The sequence below is a fragment of the Ornithinimicrobium sp. CNJ-824 genome (genome assembly GCF_001942405.1).
Taxonomy (GTDB): Bacteria; Actinomycetota; Actinomycetes; order Actinomycetales; family Dermatophilaceae; genus Ornithinicoccus; species Ornithinicoccus kibberensis.
On the sequence record NZ_MKKA01000033.1, the window covers coordinates 25,454 to 41,511 of the forward strand.

The 16,058-nt window shown below is 74.3% G+C and carries 11 protein-coding genes and 5 pseudogenes; 2 read left to right on the forward strand and 14 right to left on the reverse strand.

The window, feature by feature from the left end:
* Positions 1-11: 11 nt before the first annotated feature.
* Complete coding sequence (locus BJF81_RS10775; protein WP_075958347.1) at positions 12-851, reverse strand: metal ABC transporter permease; 840 nt, start codon at positions 849-851, stop codon at positions 12-14.
* 16 nt (positions 852-867) lie between these two features.
* A pseudogene (locus BJF81_RS21545) lies at positions 868-1,865 on the reverse strand (metal ABC transporter substrate-binding protein).
* Between the two features lie 72 nt (positions 1,866-1,937).
* Between BJF81_RS21545 and BJF81_RS10785 the strand changes: the two are divergent.
* The gene (locus BJF81_RS10785; protein ID WP_075958348.1) at positions 1,938-2,378 is read left to right on the forward strand and encodes a Fur family transcriptional regulator; all 441 of its coding nucleotides are present in this window, start codon (positions 1,938-1,940) and stop codon (positions 2,376-2,378) included.
* Here the strand turns inward: BJF81_RS10785 and BJF81_RS10790 are convergent.
* Positions 2,375-3,189, reverse strand: a pseudogene (locus BJF81_RS10790) (isoprenyl transferase). The gene BJF81_RS10785 and the pseudogene BJF81_RS10790 overlap by 4 nt on opposite strands.
* Positions 3,190-3,191: 2 nt before the next feature.
* A complete protein-coding gene (recO, locus tag BJF81_RS10795) occupies positions 3,192-3,923 on the reverse strand; it encodes a DNA repair protein RecO (protein ID WP_075958349.1) in 732 nt (243 codons plus the stop codon).
* Positions 3,924-4,054: 131 nt separating this feature from the next.
* Here recO and BJF81_RS10800 point away from each other — a divergent pair, with 131 nt between their 5' ends.
* Positions 4,055-4,690 (forward strand): alpha-ketoglutarate-dependent dioxygenase AlkB, encoded by a 636-nt coding sequence (locus BJF81_RS10800; RefSeq protein WP_075958350.1) that lies wholly within the window; start codon positions 4,055-4,057, stop codon positions 4,688-4,690.
* Here BJF81_RS10800 and ptsP read toward each other — a convergent pair.
* The 10 genes and pseudogenes from ptsP to dnaJ all read right to left on the reverse strand — a co-directional run bounded on the left by ptsP (position 4,656) and on the right by dnaJ (position 16,049).
* On the reverse strand, positions 4,656-7,211 hold the full coding sequence (ptsP, locus tag BJF81_RS10805; protein ID WP_237770186.1) for a phosphoenolpyruvate--protein phosphotransferase: 2,556 nt from the start codon (positions 7,209-7,211) through the stop codon (positions 4,656-4,658). The genes BJF81_RS10800 and ptsP overlap by 35 nt on opposite strands.
* Positions 7,208-7,834 carry a dihydroxyacetone kinase subunit DhaL gene (gene dhaL, locus BJF81_RS10810; protein WP_075958351.1) on the reverse strand — a complete coding sequence of 209 codons (627 nt, stop codon included), beginning with the start codon at positions 7,832-7,834 and terminating at the stop codon, positions 7,208-7,210. Before dhaL ends, ptsP begins: the two co-directional genes overlap by 4 nt.
* 10 nt (positions 7,835-7,844) lie before the next feature.
* Positions 7,845-8,764, reverse strand: a pseudogene (locus BJF81_RS21550) (dihydroxyacetone kinase subunit DhaK).
* A gap of 138 nt (positions 8,765-8,902) precedes the next feature.
* A pseudogene (gene era / locus BJF81_RS10820) lies at positions 8,903-9,840 on the reverse strand (GTPase Era).
* Positions 9,830-11,179, reverse strand: a complete 1,350-nt coding sequence (locus BJF81_RS10825) for a hemolysin family protein (RefSeq protein WP_075958352.1) — start codon at positions 11,177-11,179, stop codon at positions 9,830-9,832. Before BJF81_RS10825 ends, era begins: the two are co-directional and overlap by 11 nt.
* Positions 11,176-11,682 (reverse strand): rRNA maturation RNase YbeY, encoded by a 507-nt coding sequence (gene ybeY, locus BJF81_RS10830; protein WP_075958353.1) that lies wholly within the window; start codon positions 11,680-11,682, stop codon positions 11,176-11,178. Before ybeY ends, BJF81_RS10825 begins: the two co-directional genes overlap by 4 nt.
* Positions 11,679-12,734 (reverse strand): PhoH family protein, encoded by a 1,056-nt coding sequence (locus BJF81_RS10835; RefSeq protein WP_075958354.1) that lies wholly within the window; start codon positions 12,732-12,734, stop codon positions 11,679-11,681. The genes ybeY and BJF81_RS10835 overlap by 4 nt, the downstream gene beginning before the upstream one ends.
* Before the next feature lie 49 nt (positions 12,735-12,783).
* Positions 12,784-14,154 carry an MFS transporter gene (locus BJF81_RS10840; protein ID WP_075958471.1) on the reverse strand — a complete coding sequence of 457 codons (1,371 nt, stop codon included), beginning with the start codon at positions 14,152-14,154 and terminating at the stop codon, positions 12,784-12,786.
* A complete protein-coding gene (locus BJF81_RS10845; RefSeq protein WP_075958355.1) occupies positions 14,151-14,918 on the reverse strand; it encodes a 16S rRNA (uracil(1498)-N(3))-methyltransferase in 768 nt (255 codons plus the stop codon). Before BJF81_RS10845 ends, BJF81_RS10840 begins: the two co-directional genes overlap by 4 nt.
* Positions 14,919-14,922: 4 nt before the next feature.
* A pseudogene (gene dnaJ, locus BJF81_RS10850) lies at positions 14,923-16,049 on the reverse strand (molecular chaperone DnaJ).
* Between the last annotated feature and the right edge of the window lie 9 nt (positions 16,050-16,058).

Genomic DNA, 16,058 nt, shown 5'->3' on the forward strand with positions numbered 1-16,058 from the left:
GGTGCCGGCGCTCATGCCGTCACCGCCCTGGCGCGCGCCCGCCGACGGAGCCGGGTGACGGGCAGGATGACGAAGAAGAGCACGATGGGCACCAGCGCCATCGTCGCCGAGGCGGCCGTCTGGAGGTGGTAGCTGACCACGAGCCCCAGCCAGACGGACAGCGCCCCGACGACCATCGACACGACGAACATCTGGGGGATCGTCCGGCTCACCAGGGCCGCGGTGGCGGCCGGCCCGACGAGCAGGCCGAAGACCAGCAGGGTGCCGACGGTGCGGAAGCTGCCGATGACCGCCACCGCGATGAGCACGAGGAGCAGCGCGTGCGCCAGGCCGGGGCGCATCCCCAGCGAGCTCGCCTTGGTCGCGCTGAAGCTCAGCGAGAGGAACGGCCGGTAGAGCAGGACGGAGGCCACCAGCACCACGACGACCACACCCGCCTGCCAGCGCAGGTCGGTGGCGGTCACCCCCAGCGCGTCCCCGAAGAGGATCGAGGTCAGGCTGCCGGTGTAGGAGCTGCTCCGGGAGATGATGACGACCCCGAGCGCCAGCATCCCGACGAAGAGCAGCCCGATGCCGGTGTCCTCCTTGAGCAGGGTCGCCCGGTGCACGTAGTGGATGCCGGCGACCATGACGACGGCGGCCACGGCCGCCCCGAGGTAGACGTTGAGGTCCAGCACGACGGCCAGGGCGATGCCGGGCAGCACCCCGTGGACGAAGGCGTCCCCGAAGAAGCTCATGCCCCGCAGCACCAGCCAGACCCCGACGACGGAGGCCATCAGCGCCGCGAGCAGCCCGCCGAGGAGGGCTCGCTGCTGGAAGCCCAGGAGGAAGGGCTCGACCCACCACTGCATACCGTGATCCTTCCCGTCAGCCCAGCGCGTCGGCGATGAGCCGGGCGTCGGTGAGCATGAGGTCGGCGTAGGTGGTCGCCCCCGACCCCTCCGGCCCGACCGACCCCACGTAGAGCTCGACGACCTGGACCTCCCCGCCCGCCTCGGCGGCGACGGCCTCGACCAGGCTGGAGCTGACGGCGGTGTTGGAGAAGACGGCCGGGACACCGGCGTCCTGGACGACCTCGACCAGCTCGGCCAGCTCCTGCGACGACGGCTCCGCGTCCGTCGAGCCGCCGGGGACGACGACGCCCAGGAGGTCGAAGTCGTAGGCCTGGGCGAAGTAGCCGAACGACTGGTGGTCGGTGACCAGGACGCGACGCTCCTCCGGGACGGCCGCCAGGATCTCCACGACCTGCTCGTGGACGTCCCGCAGCTCGGCGGCGACCTGCGTCCCGCACCCGGCGTAGCGTCGTCGCCGGTCACGGTCGCGAGCTCCTCGCCGACGAGCTCGGCGGCCGTCGCCATCCGTGAGGCGTCGAGCCACACGTGCGGGTCGTCCCCGTCGTGCGCGTGCTCGTCGTCGGCGTGCTCGTCCTCCTCCCCCTCGTGGTCGTCCTCGGCGGGCCCGGTCGTGCCGTCGAAGGGCAGCGGGTCGAGCAGGGGGGCCAGCTCCAGCACCCGCGCTCCGTCGGACCGGGCGTTCTCGATCGCCGCGCCCAGGCCCTCCTCCAGGCCCAGGCCGATGGCCACCACCAGCTCGGCCTGGGTCAGCTGCGCGAGCTGCGCCGAGGACGGCGCGAACGTGTGCGGGTCGTCGCCCGGTGCCATGAGGGTGCTGGCCGTCCCGCCGTTGCAGGTCACCACGTCCTGCACCACGCTGCCCAGCGGTGTCGTGGTGCTGACGGCGACGGGTGCCGACGTGCCGGTGCCGCCGGTCCCGGAGGCACCGTCCGGTGCGTCGGCGGACGGGGTGCCACAGCCGGCGACGACGAGGGAGACTGCCGCGGCGAGGGCGGTGCCGGAGGTCCGCATGGTCTGGCTCCTGATAGTTACTGAGATCGGTTATCATTAGCGTAGCACCGTCCCGAGCCGAGGAACGCCACCATGAGCACGAGCCCCGAGGAACCACGCCGCCGGACCACCCGTCAGCAGCTCGCCGTCGCCGACGAGCTCGGCCGCCACAACGACTTCTGCTCCGCCCAGGAGCTGCACGCCCGTCTGCGTGAGCGCGGGACCAGGGTGGGTCTGGCCACCGTCTACCGGGTGCTGACCGTGATGGCGGCGGACGGCGAGGTCGACGTGCTGCGCACCGACGAGGGCGAGGCCCGCTACCGCCGCTGCTCGACCGGCCACCACCACCACCTGGTATGCCGGGACTGCGGCCGCACGGTCGAGGTCGCCGGACCCGGGGTGGAGACGTGGTCCGAACGGGTCGCCGCCGAGCACGGGTTCGTCGACGTCGACCACACCCTCGAGCTCTTCGGCACCTGCTCCGGGTGCGCCGGGCCGGGCCCGGGCACGGCGAGGACCGAGGCGTCCGGCTAGCCCTCCGAGGGCGTGGACGGGCCGGCCGACCGGTCCACCGCTCCCCCGTAGCGCCGGTCGCGCGCGGCATACTCCTCGATCGCCTGCCACAGGTGGCGCCGGTCGTAGTCGGGCCAGAGGACGTCCTGGAAGACCATCTCGGCGTACGCGCTCTGCCACAGCAGGAAGTTGGAGGTGCGCTGCTCCCCCGAGCTGCGCAGGAACAGGTCCACGTCGGGCACCTCGGGGTGGTAGAGGTAGCGCGCCACGGTGCGTTCGTCGATGCCCCGGGGCGAGAGCCTCCCCGCCCGCACGTCCTCGCCGATCCGACGGACCGCGTCGGCGATCTCCGCCCGGCCCCCGTAGTTGACGCAGAAGTTGAGGGTGATGACGTCGTTGTCCCGGGTCCGGCGCTCGGCGTCCTGCAGCTCGGAGACCACCGACCGCCACAGGCGGGGCGCGCGGCCGGACCAGACCACCCGCACCCCCCAGGAGTCGAGCTGGTCGCGGCGGCGGTGGATGACGTCGCGGTTGAAGCCCATGAGGAAGCGCACCTCGTCCGGGCTGCGCCGCCAGTTCTCGGTGGAGAAGGCGTAGGCGCTGATGCAGCGCACCCCGATCTCGATCCCGCCGGCGATGACGTCCAGCAGGGACGCCTCCCCGGCTCGTGACCCTGCGTCCTGCGCAGCCCCCGCTGGTTGGCCCAGCGGCCGTTGCCGTCCATGACGATCGCCACGTGCCGCGGCACCAGCTCACGCGGGACGTCCGGAGGGCGCGCCCCCGAGGGGTGCGGGTCGGGCGGGACGGGGACCCGGCGGGAACCTGCGGCCATGCTCAACGGATCCTCTCCAGGTGGCGGAGCGAGCGCACGCCCCGTTCGAGGTGCCACTGCAGGTATGCGGCCACCAGGCCGCTCGCCTCCGCCCGGTGCCGGCTCTGGCTGGCGTCGGCGAGCTCCCAGTCCCCGGTGAGGAGCGCCCCGAGCAGGGCCAGCGTCTCGGGGGCGGGGGCCGTCGACCCCGGCGGCCGGCACACGGGGCACACCGCACCGCCGGAGGGGACGTGGAAGGCCCGGTGGGGGCCGGTCATCCCGCACCGGGCGCAGTCGACGAAGCTGGCCCGCCAGCCGGCGACGGCCAGCGCCCGGACGAGGTAGGAGTCGAGCACCATCCGCGGCTCGTGCTCCCCGGCCGCCAGCGCCGCCAGCCCCCCGGCGAGCAGGCGGAAGTGCTGGGGAGCCACCTGCCCCTCCTCGGTGAGCTGCTCGCAGGTCTCCAGCATCACGTGGGCCGACGTCCACGCCGGGTAGTCGCGCGCGATCATCTCCCCGTACGCGGCCAGCCCGTCGGCCTGGGTGACGGTGTCCAGCGTGCGTCCCTCGTAGCACTGGACGTCGACGACCATGCCCGGCTCGAGCCGGGCACCGAACCGGCTCTTCGTCCGCCGGACCCCTTTGGCCACGGCCCGCACCTTGCCGCGCCCGCGGGTCAGCAGGATGACGATGCGGTCGGCCTCCCCGAGCTTGTAGGTCCGCAGGACGATCGCGGCCTCGCGGTAGGTGGGCATGCCCCCATCATCTCCCACGTCGCCCGTGGACGGCGGGAGGACCGCCCCGTGCCGGCCCCGTGCGGACAGCCCCCGCACCTCACCCGCGGCCACCCTTGCGCGAGATGTCGAACATGTGTTCCAATCCTGGCATGATGCTGCAGGGTTCGTTGCTCGACCAGGTCGACGAGGTCGGGGTGCGCCCGCTCTCGGGCGCGGTGCGCCGGACCGCGCTGGACGCCGGCTCCTGGGTCGACCTGCGGCCCGGCTGGGTGACCGGCTCCGACGAGCTCTTCGCCCGGCTCTTCCTCGGCGGACCGGCCGGAGTGGAGTGGCGCGGGGAGCGACGCCAGATGTGGGAGCGGGAGGTCCAGACGCCCCGTCTTTTGCGGTTCTACGGCGAGGGTGAGACGCTGCCCGACCCGGTCCTGACCAGGGCCCGGGACGAGCTCAGCGCGCACTACGCCGCCGAGCTCGGAGAGCCGTTCCGCACCGCGGGGATGTGCCTGTACCGGGACGGCCGGGACAGCGTCGCCTGGCACGGCGACCGCCACGGACGCAGCTCGCGGGCCGACACGATGGTGGCCATCGTCAGCCTGGGCGCCCCGCGGGCCCTGCTCCTGCGCCCGCGCGGTGGCGGGGCCAGCACGCGGTTCGTCCTGGGCCACGGCGACCTGCTCGTCATGGGCGGGGCCTGCCAGCGCACCTGGGACCACTGCGTCCCCAAGACCGGCCAGCCGGTCGGGCCACGGATCAGCGTGCAGTTCCGACCGCGCGGGGTCCGCTGAGCCGCACCGTCGGGGTCGGCTGCGCCTCCTGGACCAGCGCGCGCACGGATGCGCCGTCGGGGCAGGCCAGCGCCCGGGCCGCCAGGTCGCCGAACTCGGCGGTGCTCCCGGTCCGCAGACGCTGCTTGACGAGGGGCACCGAGGCGGCCGACGCGCTGAGCTCCTGGACCCCGAGCCCCACGAGGAGGCCGGCCAGGTCCGGGTCGCCCGCCATCGCCCCGCACAGCCCGACCCGGACCCCCTCCGGGACCCCGTCGGTCACGGACCGGACCAGGGAGAGCACCGCCGGGTCGAGGGCGTCCGACCACGCCGCCAGCCGCGGGTTCCCCCGCTCCGCGGCCAGGGTGTACTGCACGAGGTCGTTGCTGCCGATCGAGACCAGGTCCAGACCCTGGGCCAGGTGGGCGATCCCGAGGGCCGCCGCAGGCACCTCCACCATGATGCCGACCTGCAGGCCCGGTGGCGGGGCGCTCAGCCCGGCCCTGCGGGCGGCCGTGGCCAGCAGCTCCCGGGCCCACCGCACGTCCTGGACGGTCGTGATCATCGGGAAGAGCACGGCGAGGGGGTGGTCCACCGCCACCGTGCAGACGGCCTGCAGCTGGTCGAGCAGCAGGGAGGGGTCCTCGACGAAGGCCCGCAGCCCCCTGGCGCCGAGGAAGGGGTTGCCCTCGACGGGCACCGGGTGGAACGGCAGCGGCTTGTCGCCGCCGACGTCCCAGGTCCGGATGGTCACCGGGTGCGGGTGGTAGACGGCAGCCATGGCTGCGTACACCTCGACCTGCTGGTCCACCGACGGGGCCTGGCGCCACTGGGCGAAGACAGCCTCGGTGCGCACCAGCCCGGACCCCTCGGCGCCCAGGTCGGCCCCGAGGCGGGCGACGGCCAGGGAGGAGACGTTGGCCTTGACCCGCACCCGCACCCCGTCGGTCGTGACCGCCGGGGAGCGCGCGTGCCGCAGCGCCCGCCCCCGCTCCCGGCTGCGCGCCGAGACCATCTCCTCGAAGGCCTCCCGCAGCGCGGGCTCGGGATCGACCACGAGGTCGCCGCTGCGGGCGTCGAAGGCCACGACCGTGCCGTCCGGGACGTCCGCCCGGTCCCCGACCCCGGTCAGCACCGGCACCCCGCGGGCGGTGGCGATGAGCACCCCGTGGCCGGTCGTCCCCCCGTTCCGGGTCAGGACCCCCTGGACCTTCGAAGCGTCCAGCGAGATGGCCAGCGCCGGGTCGAGCTCGTCGACCACGAGGACGCCGTGGGCCGTGCTCTCCGGCTCCTCGAGCCCCAGCAGCATCCGCACCACCCGGTCCCCGACGCCGTGCACGTCCTGCCCCCGCTCGCGCTGGTAGGGATCGGCCAGCGTGGCGAACGCCTCCGCCGCCGCGCGGACCGCCGCCGACCACGCCTCGGCCGCCGGCTCGCCCGCCTCGATCCGGGCATGGGCGGCCTCGGTGATCCGGGGGTCCTGCAGCAGGGTGGCGTGCGCCTCGAACACCTCGGCCTCCCCCTGGCCCAGGTGCCGACGGGCCTGCTCGGCCAGCTCGCCGAGCCGTGCCCGCACGCCGGCGACGGCGTCGGCCAGCCGCTGATGCTCCTCGGGGACGGAGCCGGCGTGGTCGTCAGCGGTCTCCAGCACCGACTCCACCCGGACGGCCGGTCCGATCGCCGCCTCCAGGCCCGACCCGGCCACCCCGGGCTCGGTGGACACGGCTGGTGCGGGGACGTCGACCTCCGCGAGGGGCTCGGCCGGACCGGGAAGGTCCCCGAACCCCATCAGCGCGAGCTCCTCGAGCTCGGCGAGCAGCTGCTCGGCCTCCGGGCCGACGGCCTCCGCGAGCAGCACGTGCCCCTGCTGCGCGTCGAGGGTGGCGACCGCCGACAGCGACAACCCGTCCACCGGTCCGCGCCCCGCGGTCAGGTTGCGCAGACGCAGGGTCGTCCTCGGCGCCCGCCCTGCCGCGCAGGCGACCAGGCGGGCGGCCGGGCGGGCGTGCAGGCCGTGCTCGGCGGTGACGGCCAGCTCGAGCGAGGACGCAGGGGGTGTCGTCGCCCCCGTCTCCGACGCCTCGGCGGGCGCGGACGCCACGCCGCCCCGGGGGTCCCGCAGGTGCTCGTCCTTGGCGCGCAGACCGGCGTCCGCCTCGCGGGCGCACGTGTCCAGGTCGGCGCCGCCGGCCGCGGTGACCACCGCCGCGAGCAGGCCCTCCACCAGCGGGGCGGGGCTGAGCCGCACCCGGGCGGCCACCTCCGGATCGAGCAGCTCCAGCGCCATCTCGGCGGAGAGGACGGCGCTGCCCAGGTCGACCAGCACGAGCACCCCCGCACCGCCGCCGAGCGCGTCCGCCCGGGACACGGCCCGGGCCACGGCCCCGGCGTCGGTGCCCAGACCACCGTCCTCCAGGCCGGCGGCCACCTCGACGTGCGGCCTGGTCGGGCCGTGCAGCATCTGCGTCGCCAGTCCGACGGCAGCCTCCGCGAGGGCACGGCTGTGCGAGACGACGACCAGGGAGACCACCGCCGGCCTCACCCCAGCGTCCGCGCGGCCGCGCGCAGCAGGATGGCTGCGCTGGCCGCCCCGGGGTCGAGGTGTCCCGCGCTCCGCTCCCCCAGGTAGGAGGCCCGGCCCTTGCGTGCCACCAGGGGGACGGTGGCGTCCCGTCCCTCCTCGGCGGCGGCCGCCGCCGCCGCCAGGCAGTCGCCGAGCCCGTCTCCCCGGGCCACCGCCGCGGCGAACGCGTCCACCGCAGGCGCGAGCGCGTCATACATGGTCTTGTCGCCCCGCTCGGCCTTGCCTCGCGCGACGACCCCCTCGACCCCGGCGCGCAGCCCTTGGCCCAGCTCGAAGGCGCCACCGTCCGCGGTCGCGGACAACGGTCCGGCCATCCGGAGGAAGAACGTGCCGTAGAGGGGCCCCGACGCACCACCGACGGTGCCCACCAGCGTCATCCCGACCTTCTTGAGGTAGGCGTCGATCCCGGCGAACTCCTCGTGGTCCGCCAGCTCCGCGCACCGGCCGAACCCGCGGGCCATGTTCGTGCCGTGGTCGCCGTCCCCGACGGCCCGGTCGAGCTCGGTGAGGTGGTCCGCCTGGTCGGTCAGGTCGGCGGCGGCCTCGCCGATCCACCGCTGGAAGGACTTCAGGTCTGCCATCGCGTTCCTCTCAGGATCCCCATCGCAGCCCGGGGGTCGCCACCGGGGCGTCCCACAGGCGCACGACGTCGTCGTCGGCGCGCAGGAGGGTGACCGTGCAGCCGGCCATCTCCAGCGACGTGATGTAGTTGCCCACCAGCGCCCGGGCCACCCGGATGCCGGCCCGGTCCAGGAGGGCGTGGACCTCGTGGTGCATGAGGTACAGCTCCATGATGGGCGTCCCGCCGAGCCCGTTGACCAGGCACAGGACCTGGTCACCGGCCCGCAGGTCGAGGTCGGCCACGACCGGCTCGACGAGGGCGGCGGCGACCTCGCGCGCGGGAGCGACGCGATGCGCTCCCGGCCGGGCTCGCCGTGGATGCCCACGCCCAGCTCCATCTCCCCCTCCGCCAGGACGAAGGTGGGGGCACCCCCGGCGGGGACCGTCGGCGACCCCAGACCGACCCCCATCGACCCGCCCCTGCCGGCGAGGCTGCGGGCGAGCGCGGCGCACTCCTGCAGCGACCTGCCCTCCTGGGCGGCGGCACCGACGACCTTCTCCAGCAGGACGGTCAGTCCCGTCCCTCGCCGACCGGCCGTCCAGGTGCTGTCCCGCACCGCGACGTCGTCGGCCACGACGACCACCTCGATCGGCGGGCCTCCGGCCAGCTCGGCGAGCTCGACGGCCATGTCCGCGTTGAGCACGTCGCCGGTGTAGTTCTTGACCAGCAGGACCACGCCCGCGCCCCCGTCCGCCGCGCGGACCGCGGCGAGCCACTGCTCGGGGACCGGGGAGGTGAAGACCTCCCCGCAGCAGGCGGCGTCGAGCATGCCGGTGCCCACGTAGCCGGCGTGCATCGGCTCGTGGCCCGAGCCTCCCCCGGCGACCACCCCCACCTTGCCCCTGACCGGTCCGCCCCGACGGCCGACGACACGGGCCTGAAGGTCCACGGCGATCAGGTCCGGGTGGGCCAGGCCCATCCCGGTCAGCGCCTCGACCACCACGTCGGCGGGGTCGTTGAGGAGCTTCTTCATGGGCTCACTCTGCCACCTGCCGGGCGGTGGCACACGGCGACGGGACGGGAACCCCTAGAAACCGAGCCGGTCGAGCTGCTTGGGGTCCCGCTGCCAGTCCTTGGCGACCTTGACGTGCAGGTCGAGGTAGATGCGGTGGCCCAGGAGCTCCTCGATGCCCCGGCGGGCGGTCGTGCCGACCTCCCGCAGGCGGGTGCCGCCGCGACCGATGACGATGGCCTTCTGGCTGGGCCGCTCCACGAACACGTTCACCCGCACGTCGCTCATCGGGTCGCCCTCGGGCCGGCCCTCCCGCGGGACGATCTCCTCGACCTGGACGGCCAGGCTGTGCGGCAGCTCGTCCCGCACCCCCTCCAGGGCCGCCTCCCGGACCAGCTCGGCGATCATCACCACCGTGGACTCGTCACTGACCTGGTCGAGGGGGTACAGCGGCGGGGAGGGCGGCAGGTAGGAGGCCAGCAGGTCGCCGACCTGCTCGACCTGCTCGCCGCCGACCGCCGAGCAGGGGATGATCGCGTCCCAGTCGCCGAGCCGGTCGATCGCGACGAGGTGCTCGGCCAGCCGGTCCCGGTCGACCGCGTCGGCCTTGGTCGCGATGGCCACCACGGGGACCTTCCGGACGCGGTGCAGCTCGGCCAGGTCGTTGGCGATGTAGGTGTCCCCCGGGCCCACCCGCTGGTCGGCGGGCAGGCAGAAGCCGATGACGTCGACCGAGAGCAGGGTCTCGCGCACCAGGTCGTTGAGCCGCTGGCCCAGGAGGGACCGGGGCCGGTGCAGCCCAGGGGTGTCGACGAGCACCAGCTGGGAGCCGGGCGCGTGCGGATCCCCCGGATGGTGTGGCGGGTCGTCTGCGGCTTGGAGGAGGTGATGGCCACCTTGCTGCCGACGAGGGCGTTGGTGAGCGTGGACTTGCCGGCGTTGGGGCGGCCCACGAGGCAGGCGAACCCGCTGCGGTGCTCGCCCGCGCCCTCGGCCGGGGTGTCAGGATGCACGGGTGACCTCCGTGGGATCGTGGTCGGTGCCGGTCGTCTCCTGCGGCTCGTCCCGGCCGCCGGGCTCGTGGGGGTGCGGGAGCCGGCGGACCAGCACGGTCGCCACTCGCCGCCGTCGGCCGGCCATCCGCTCCGCGGTCAGCTCGAGCCCGGCGACCTCGGCGACGGCGCCCTGGATCGGCACCATGCCCAGGACGGTCGCCAGCAGGCCACCCACCGAGTCGACGTCCTCGGTCTCGATCTCCACCTCGAACATCTCGGCGAGGTCGTCGACCGGCAGGTTGGCCGGGACGCGGACCCTTTCCTGCCCGTCCTCGTCCACGACCCGCTCGATGTCCACGGTGTCGCGGTCGTACTCGTCGGTGATCTCCCCGACGATCTCCTCGACGATGTCCTCGATGGTCACCAGCCCTGCGGTGCCGCCGTACTCGTCGATGACCACGGCCACGTGCTGGCGGGCCCGCTGCATCTCACGCAGGAGCTCGTCCACCCGCTTCATCTCCGGGACGCGCTGCACCGGCCGCATGACCTCGGTGACGGCGACGGACCTGGCCGCCTCCGGGTTGGCGTTCACCTGCCGGGCCACGTCCTTGAAGTACAGCATCCCCAGCACGTCGTCGGTGTCCTCGCCCACGACCGGGACCCGGGAGAAGCCGGACCGCAGGAACAGCGACATGGCCTGCTTGAGCACCTTCTCGTCCTTGACGGTGACCAGGTCGGGTCGTGGCACCATGACCTCGCGCACCACGGTGTCCCCCAGCTCGAAGATCGAGTGGATCATGTCCCGTTCCTCGTCCTCGATCACCGCCGAGTCCCCCGCGATGTCGACCAGCTCGCGCAGCTCGGACTCGGTCGCGAAGGGGCCCTCGGCGTAGCCGCGTCCCGGGGTGACCGCGTTGGCGAAGACGACGAGCAGCTTGGCCACGGCCCCGAGCAGCAGACGCAGCAGACGCACCACCGGGGCGGCCGTGAGGGCGACCGCCTCGCTGTGCTGGCGGCCGAGCGTGCGGGGGGAGACCCCGACGACGACGAAGGAGACGACCGCCATGATCCCGGTCGCGACGAGGGCCGTCTGCCAGTGGGAGTCGGTCACCATGTCGACCGCGACGGTCACCGCGACGGCCGTGGCGGCCTCCGCGGTCACCCGCACGAAGGTGGCCACGGCCAGGTAGGGGGCCGGCTCCGCGCTGATCCGGAGCAGCGCTCGGGCACCGCTGCGCCCCTCGTCGGCCAGCTGCTCGGCACGGTGCCGGGTGACCCGTTGCAGGGCGGTCTCCCCGGCGGTGAGAAGGAAGGCCACGACGGTGGCCACGATCGCCACCAGCACCAACGGCGTCACGTGCGGCCCGCCTCCGGCGCCGCCGTCGTCGTCCGTCCGCGCTGCGCCAGGAACGTGAGCAGCAGCGTGCGCTGCAGGTCGAACATCTCCCGCTCCTCGGCCGCCTCGGCGTGGTCGAAGCCGAGCAGGTGCAGGATGCCGTGGGTGGTCAGGAGCAGCAGCTCGTCGCCGACCGCGTGCCCGGCGCGGGCGGCCTGGGCCCGCGCGACCGAGGGGCAGAGCACGACGTCGCCCAGCACGCCCTCGACGAGGTCGTCGTCGGCCTCGCCCCGGCCGGGCCGCAGCTCGTCCATCGGGAAGCTCATCACGTCGGTGGGACCGGGCAGGTCCATCCACCGTTCGTGCAGCGCGCTCATGGTCCGCTCGTCGACGAGGGTGACGGTCAGCTCGGCGCGCGGGTGGACGCGCAGCTGGTCGAGCACGTGCCGGGCGAGGTCGGCCAGCTCCTGCTCGGGGCAGGGTGAGGGCACCTCCCCGGACTCGTTGAGCACCTCCACGCTCACCGCGAGGTCCCCTCGGCGGACCGCCTGCCCGGGCCCTGCCGCGCGGGGCGCGAGCGCTCGTGCCCGGGTCGCCGGGCGTCGTAGCGGCCGTAGGCGTCGACGATGTCGCTGATCAGGCGGTGACGGACGACGTCGTCGCTGGTGAGGTGGGCGAAGTGGATGTCGTCCACGTCGTGCAGGATCTCCTGGACCACCTTCAGGCCCGAGGTCGTCCCGCCGGGCAGGTCGACCTGCGTGGTGTCCCCGGTGACCACCATCTTGGAGCCGAAGCCCAGGCGGGTCAGGAACATCTTCATCTGCTCCGGCGAGGTGTTCTGGGCCTCGTCGAGGATGATGAAGGCCGAGTTGAGCGTGCGGCCGCGCATGTAGGCCAGCGGGGCCACCTCGATGGTCCCGGCCGCCATGAGCTTGGCCATCGAGTCCGGGTCGACCATGTCGTGCAGCGCGTCGTAGAGCGGCCGCAGGTAGGGGTCGATCTTGTCGTTGAGGGTGCCGGGCAGGAAGCCCAGCCGTTCGCCCGCCTCGACGGCGGGGCGGGTCAGGATGATCCGGTTGACCTGCTTGGCCTGCAGGGCCGCGACCGCCTTGGCCATGGCCAGGTAGGTCTTCCCCGTGCCGGCCGGCCCCAGCCCGAAGACGATCGTGTGCTCGTCGATGGCGTCGACGTAGTGCTTCTGGTTGAGCGTCTTGGGGCGGATCGTCCGGCCCCGGCTGCTGATGATGTTCATCGTCAGCACGTCGGCGGGGCGTTCCGTGGTGCTCGTGCGCAGCATCCCGATGGACCGTTCCACCGCGTCCCGGTTGAGCGGCTGGCCGGTGGCGGCCACGGCCAGGAGCTCGTCGACGAGCCGCTCCACGAGGGCGATCTCGCCGGTGTCGCCGGTCAGCCGGAACTCGTTGCCCCGCACGTGCACGTCGACCTGCGGGAAGGCCCGCTCGATCGTGCGCAGCAGCTCGTCCCGGGGCCCGAGCAGGCTGACCATGGGCACGTCGTCGGGCACGACGACGGTGTGGGTGGGGACCACGCGGGGTCCGTGCTGTGGTTCGGTCATCAGGTCCTCCAGTCTAGGCGGCCGCCCCGGGCCACCCTGGTCGTCGTCGTCACGGTCGGGTGCGCCAGGCGCTCAGCACCGACACCGCCCCCACGGACACCGCCACGGCCAGGGTCCCGACGAAGGCCGCGTGCGGCTGCGAGGCGTAGAAGAGGCCGAAGACCACCCCTGTCACGGCCAGCGTCACGGCGCCGGTCAGCGACTCGCCCACCTGGAGCGCCGAGCTGTTGCGCCCGATCTCCGCCTCGGGCGACAGCCGCATCGTCAGCAGCGAGGTCGTCGGGTAGGCCAGCCCCACCCCCAGGGTGGCGGCGCCGTAGAGCAGCACCACGCTCCACCCGGGCCACCGCAGGGCGACGGCCAGGACGAGCCCCACCATGAGGGCGAGGAACACCGTCACCCCGACCCGCATCAGCGTGTAGCGGTCGACGGACTCCCCCAGACGGCCCTGGGCCCAGGAACCCAGCGCCCAGGCGACCGACGCGACGGCGAGCACGGCCCCCGCCTGCGCCGGGGAGTAGCCGTGCTCGTCACGCAGCATGAGCGGCAGGTAGGCCTCGGCCGCGAGGAAGGACCCGCCCATGGCGGCCCGGACGCCGATGACCGAGGGCAGCCCCCGCCCGAGCGTGAGCGTGCCCGCCGGGAGCAGGTGCCAGGAGGCCGCGAGCAGCAGCAGGAGCATTACCGGGCCGACGGCCCGCTCGAACCCGTCGACGGAGTCCCCCGCCAGGTTGAGCGCGCCCACGGCCACGGCGGCCACGACGGCCCAGAGGATGGTCCGGGGGCGCAGGTGCGGCGCACCGGCGCCCGGTCGGGTGCCGGCCAGGGCCCGGCGCAGCACGAGCACCGAGACCCCGACGAACGGGACGACACCGAGGAAGACCCAGTGCCAGGTGAACCGTTCCACGACGACACCGGTCAGCAGCGGACCGGCCAGCCCGGGCACCACCCAGGCGGCGGCGAGCAGGGAGAAGACCGAGGGACGGCGCTGGTCGGGGATGCGCTGGGCGATGACGACGTAGAGGGCGACCGTGGACAGGCCGCTGCCCAGTCCTTGCAGGCCGCGGCCGACGACGAAGACCTCCATCGAGGCGGCGAGCCCGGCGACGAGCAGGCCCGCCGTGAACAGTCCGGTGCCGGCGAGGACGACCGGACGGGGTCCGGACCGGTCCGACCACCATCCGCCGACCACCATGCCCACGACGCTCGTGGCCACGGTGGCGCCGAAGGCCATGTTGTAGAGGTGGTACCCGTCCAGGTCCGCGGCGACGGTCGGCATGGCCGCCCCGACCGCGATGTACTCGAGGGCGAACAGCGAGATGAGAGCCGCGGCCCCGAGCGAGGTGCTGCGCAGGCCCGGGGAGAAGATCGAGGGCGGGACCTGGGGTCGGACCGGACGTTCCGGGGAGGTGGTGCTCACCGCCACCGTCCGGCCGCGTTGAGCAGGGCGAGGGCCGCCGCCCCGGCCGTGGAGGTGCGCAGGACCGCCCGACCCAGCCGGACCGGGCGGGCTCCGGCGGAGACCAGGGCGGTCAGCTCGTCGGGGGTGATCCCCCCCTCGGGACCGACCACGACGAGCACCTCCGGGCCGGCGGCCGCCGCGTCCCGGTCCGGGGTCGGCAGCCCGGCCAGGGCGGTCGTGAGGGGCTCGTCGGCCTCCTCGTGCAGGACGAGCGCCAGGCCCGCCGCCGCGACGCGTTCCAGCAGCGCGGGGCGGCCGACGAGCTCGGCGACCTCGGGCACCCGGGTCCGGCGCGCCTGCTTGGCGGCGGCGAGCACCTGCTGCTCCCACCGGCGGCGCGACTTGGCGCCCCGCTCCCCCCGCCACCGCACGATGCTGCGGTCGGCCTGCCACGGCACGACCTCGTCGACCTCCAGCTCGGTGGCGCTCTCGACGGCCTGCAGGTCGCGGTCGCCCTTGGCCAGGGCCTGGACGAGCACGTGGCGGACCGCAGGGGCGGGGTGGGTGCCGCGGGACTCGATCCGCAGGTCCAGCGCGCCCCGGTGGGCGCTCAGGACGGTGCACCGGGCCCAGGTGCCCGCGCCGTCGGCGAGGAGGAGCGACTCCCCCGGCCCGATCCGCTGCACGTCGGCGGCGTGCCGACCCTCGGACCCGTCCAGCCGCACGGTGTCCCCGCCGTCGGCCAGGAGGTCGGCGCCGACGACGAAGAGAGGGGCCGTCACGCCGTCACCGGCCGCGCAGGGCGTCCCAGAACTTGCCCGCCCTTCCCGCGTGCGAGCCCGTGGTGGCCATGCGGCCCTCGGGGTCGGTCTCCCCGCGCTCCGCCGCCAGCTGCACGAGCAGCTCGCGCTGGGCGGCGGTGAGCCGGGTGGGCACCCTCACGTCGAGGTGGACGACGACGTCTCCACGACCCTGCGAGCGCAGGTGGCCCACGCCCAGGCCGGGCAGCGTGACGGTCTGCCCGGGCTGCGTGCCCTCGGGCACGTCGACCTCCACCGGACCGTCGAAGGTCTCGACCGGCAGGGTCGCACCCAGCGCGGCGGCGGTCATCGGCACCTCCACCCGGCAGTGCAGGTCGTCGCCGCGGCGGGTGAAGCTCTCGTGGGGGGCTACCGCGATCTCGACGTAGAGGTCTCCGGCCTCCCCGCCGAAGGGTCCCACCTCGCTCTCGCCGGCCAGCTGGATGCGGGTGCCGCTGTCCACGCCCGCCGGCACCTTGATCGTCAGCTCACGGCGGGTGCGCACCCGCCCCTCGCCGGAGCAGTCGAAGCACGGGTGCTCGATGACGTCGCCGTAGCCGCGGCAGGCCTGGCAGGGGCGCGAGGTCATCACCTGGCCGAGGAAGGAGCGCTGCACCTGCTGCACCTCTCCCCGCCCGGAGCACACCGCGCAGGTCCGGGTGCCGCTGCCCGGCTGCGCGCCGGACCCGGTGCAGGTGGTGCAGCGGACGGCCGTGTCGACGGTGAGGCTCTCCTCGCCCCCGAAGACGGCCGTGGCCAGCTCGACGTCCAGGCGCACGAGCGCGTCGTGCCCGCGCTGCACCCGCGAGCGCGGCCCCCGGGCACCGGCCGCTGTGCCGCCGAAGAAGGCGTCCATGATGTCGGTGAAGGTGAAGCCCTGCCCGAAGCCTCCGCTGGCGCCGGCGTAGGGGTCCTGTCCCCGGTCGTAGGCCGAGCGCTTGCCCTGGTCGGAGAGGACGTCGTAGGCCTGGGAGACCCGCTTGAACTCGGCCTCGGCGTCCGGGCCGGGGTTGACGTCGGGGTGGAGCTGGCGGGCCTCTTGCGGTAGGCCTTCTTGATCTCCTCGGCGCTGGCGTCGCGGGAGACCCCGAGGTCGGCGTAGTAGTCGTTCACGGCGTAGGA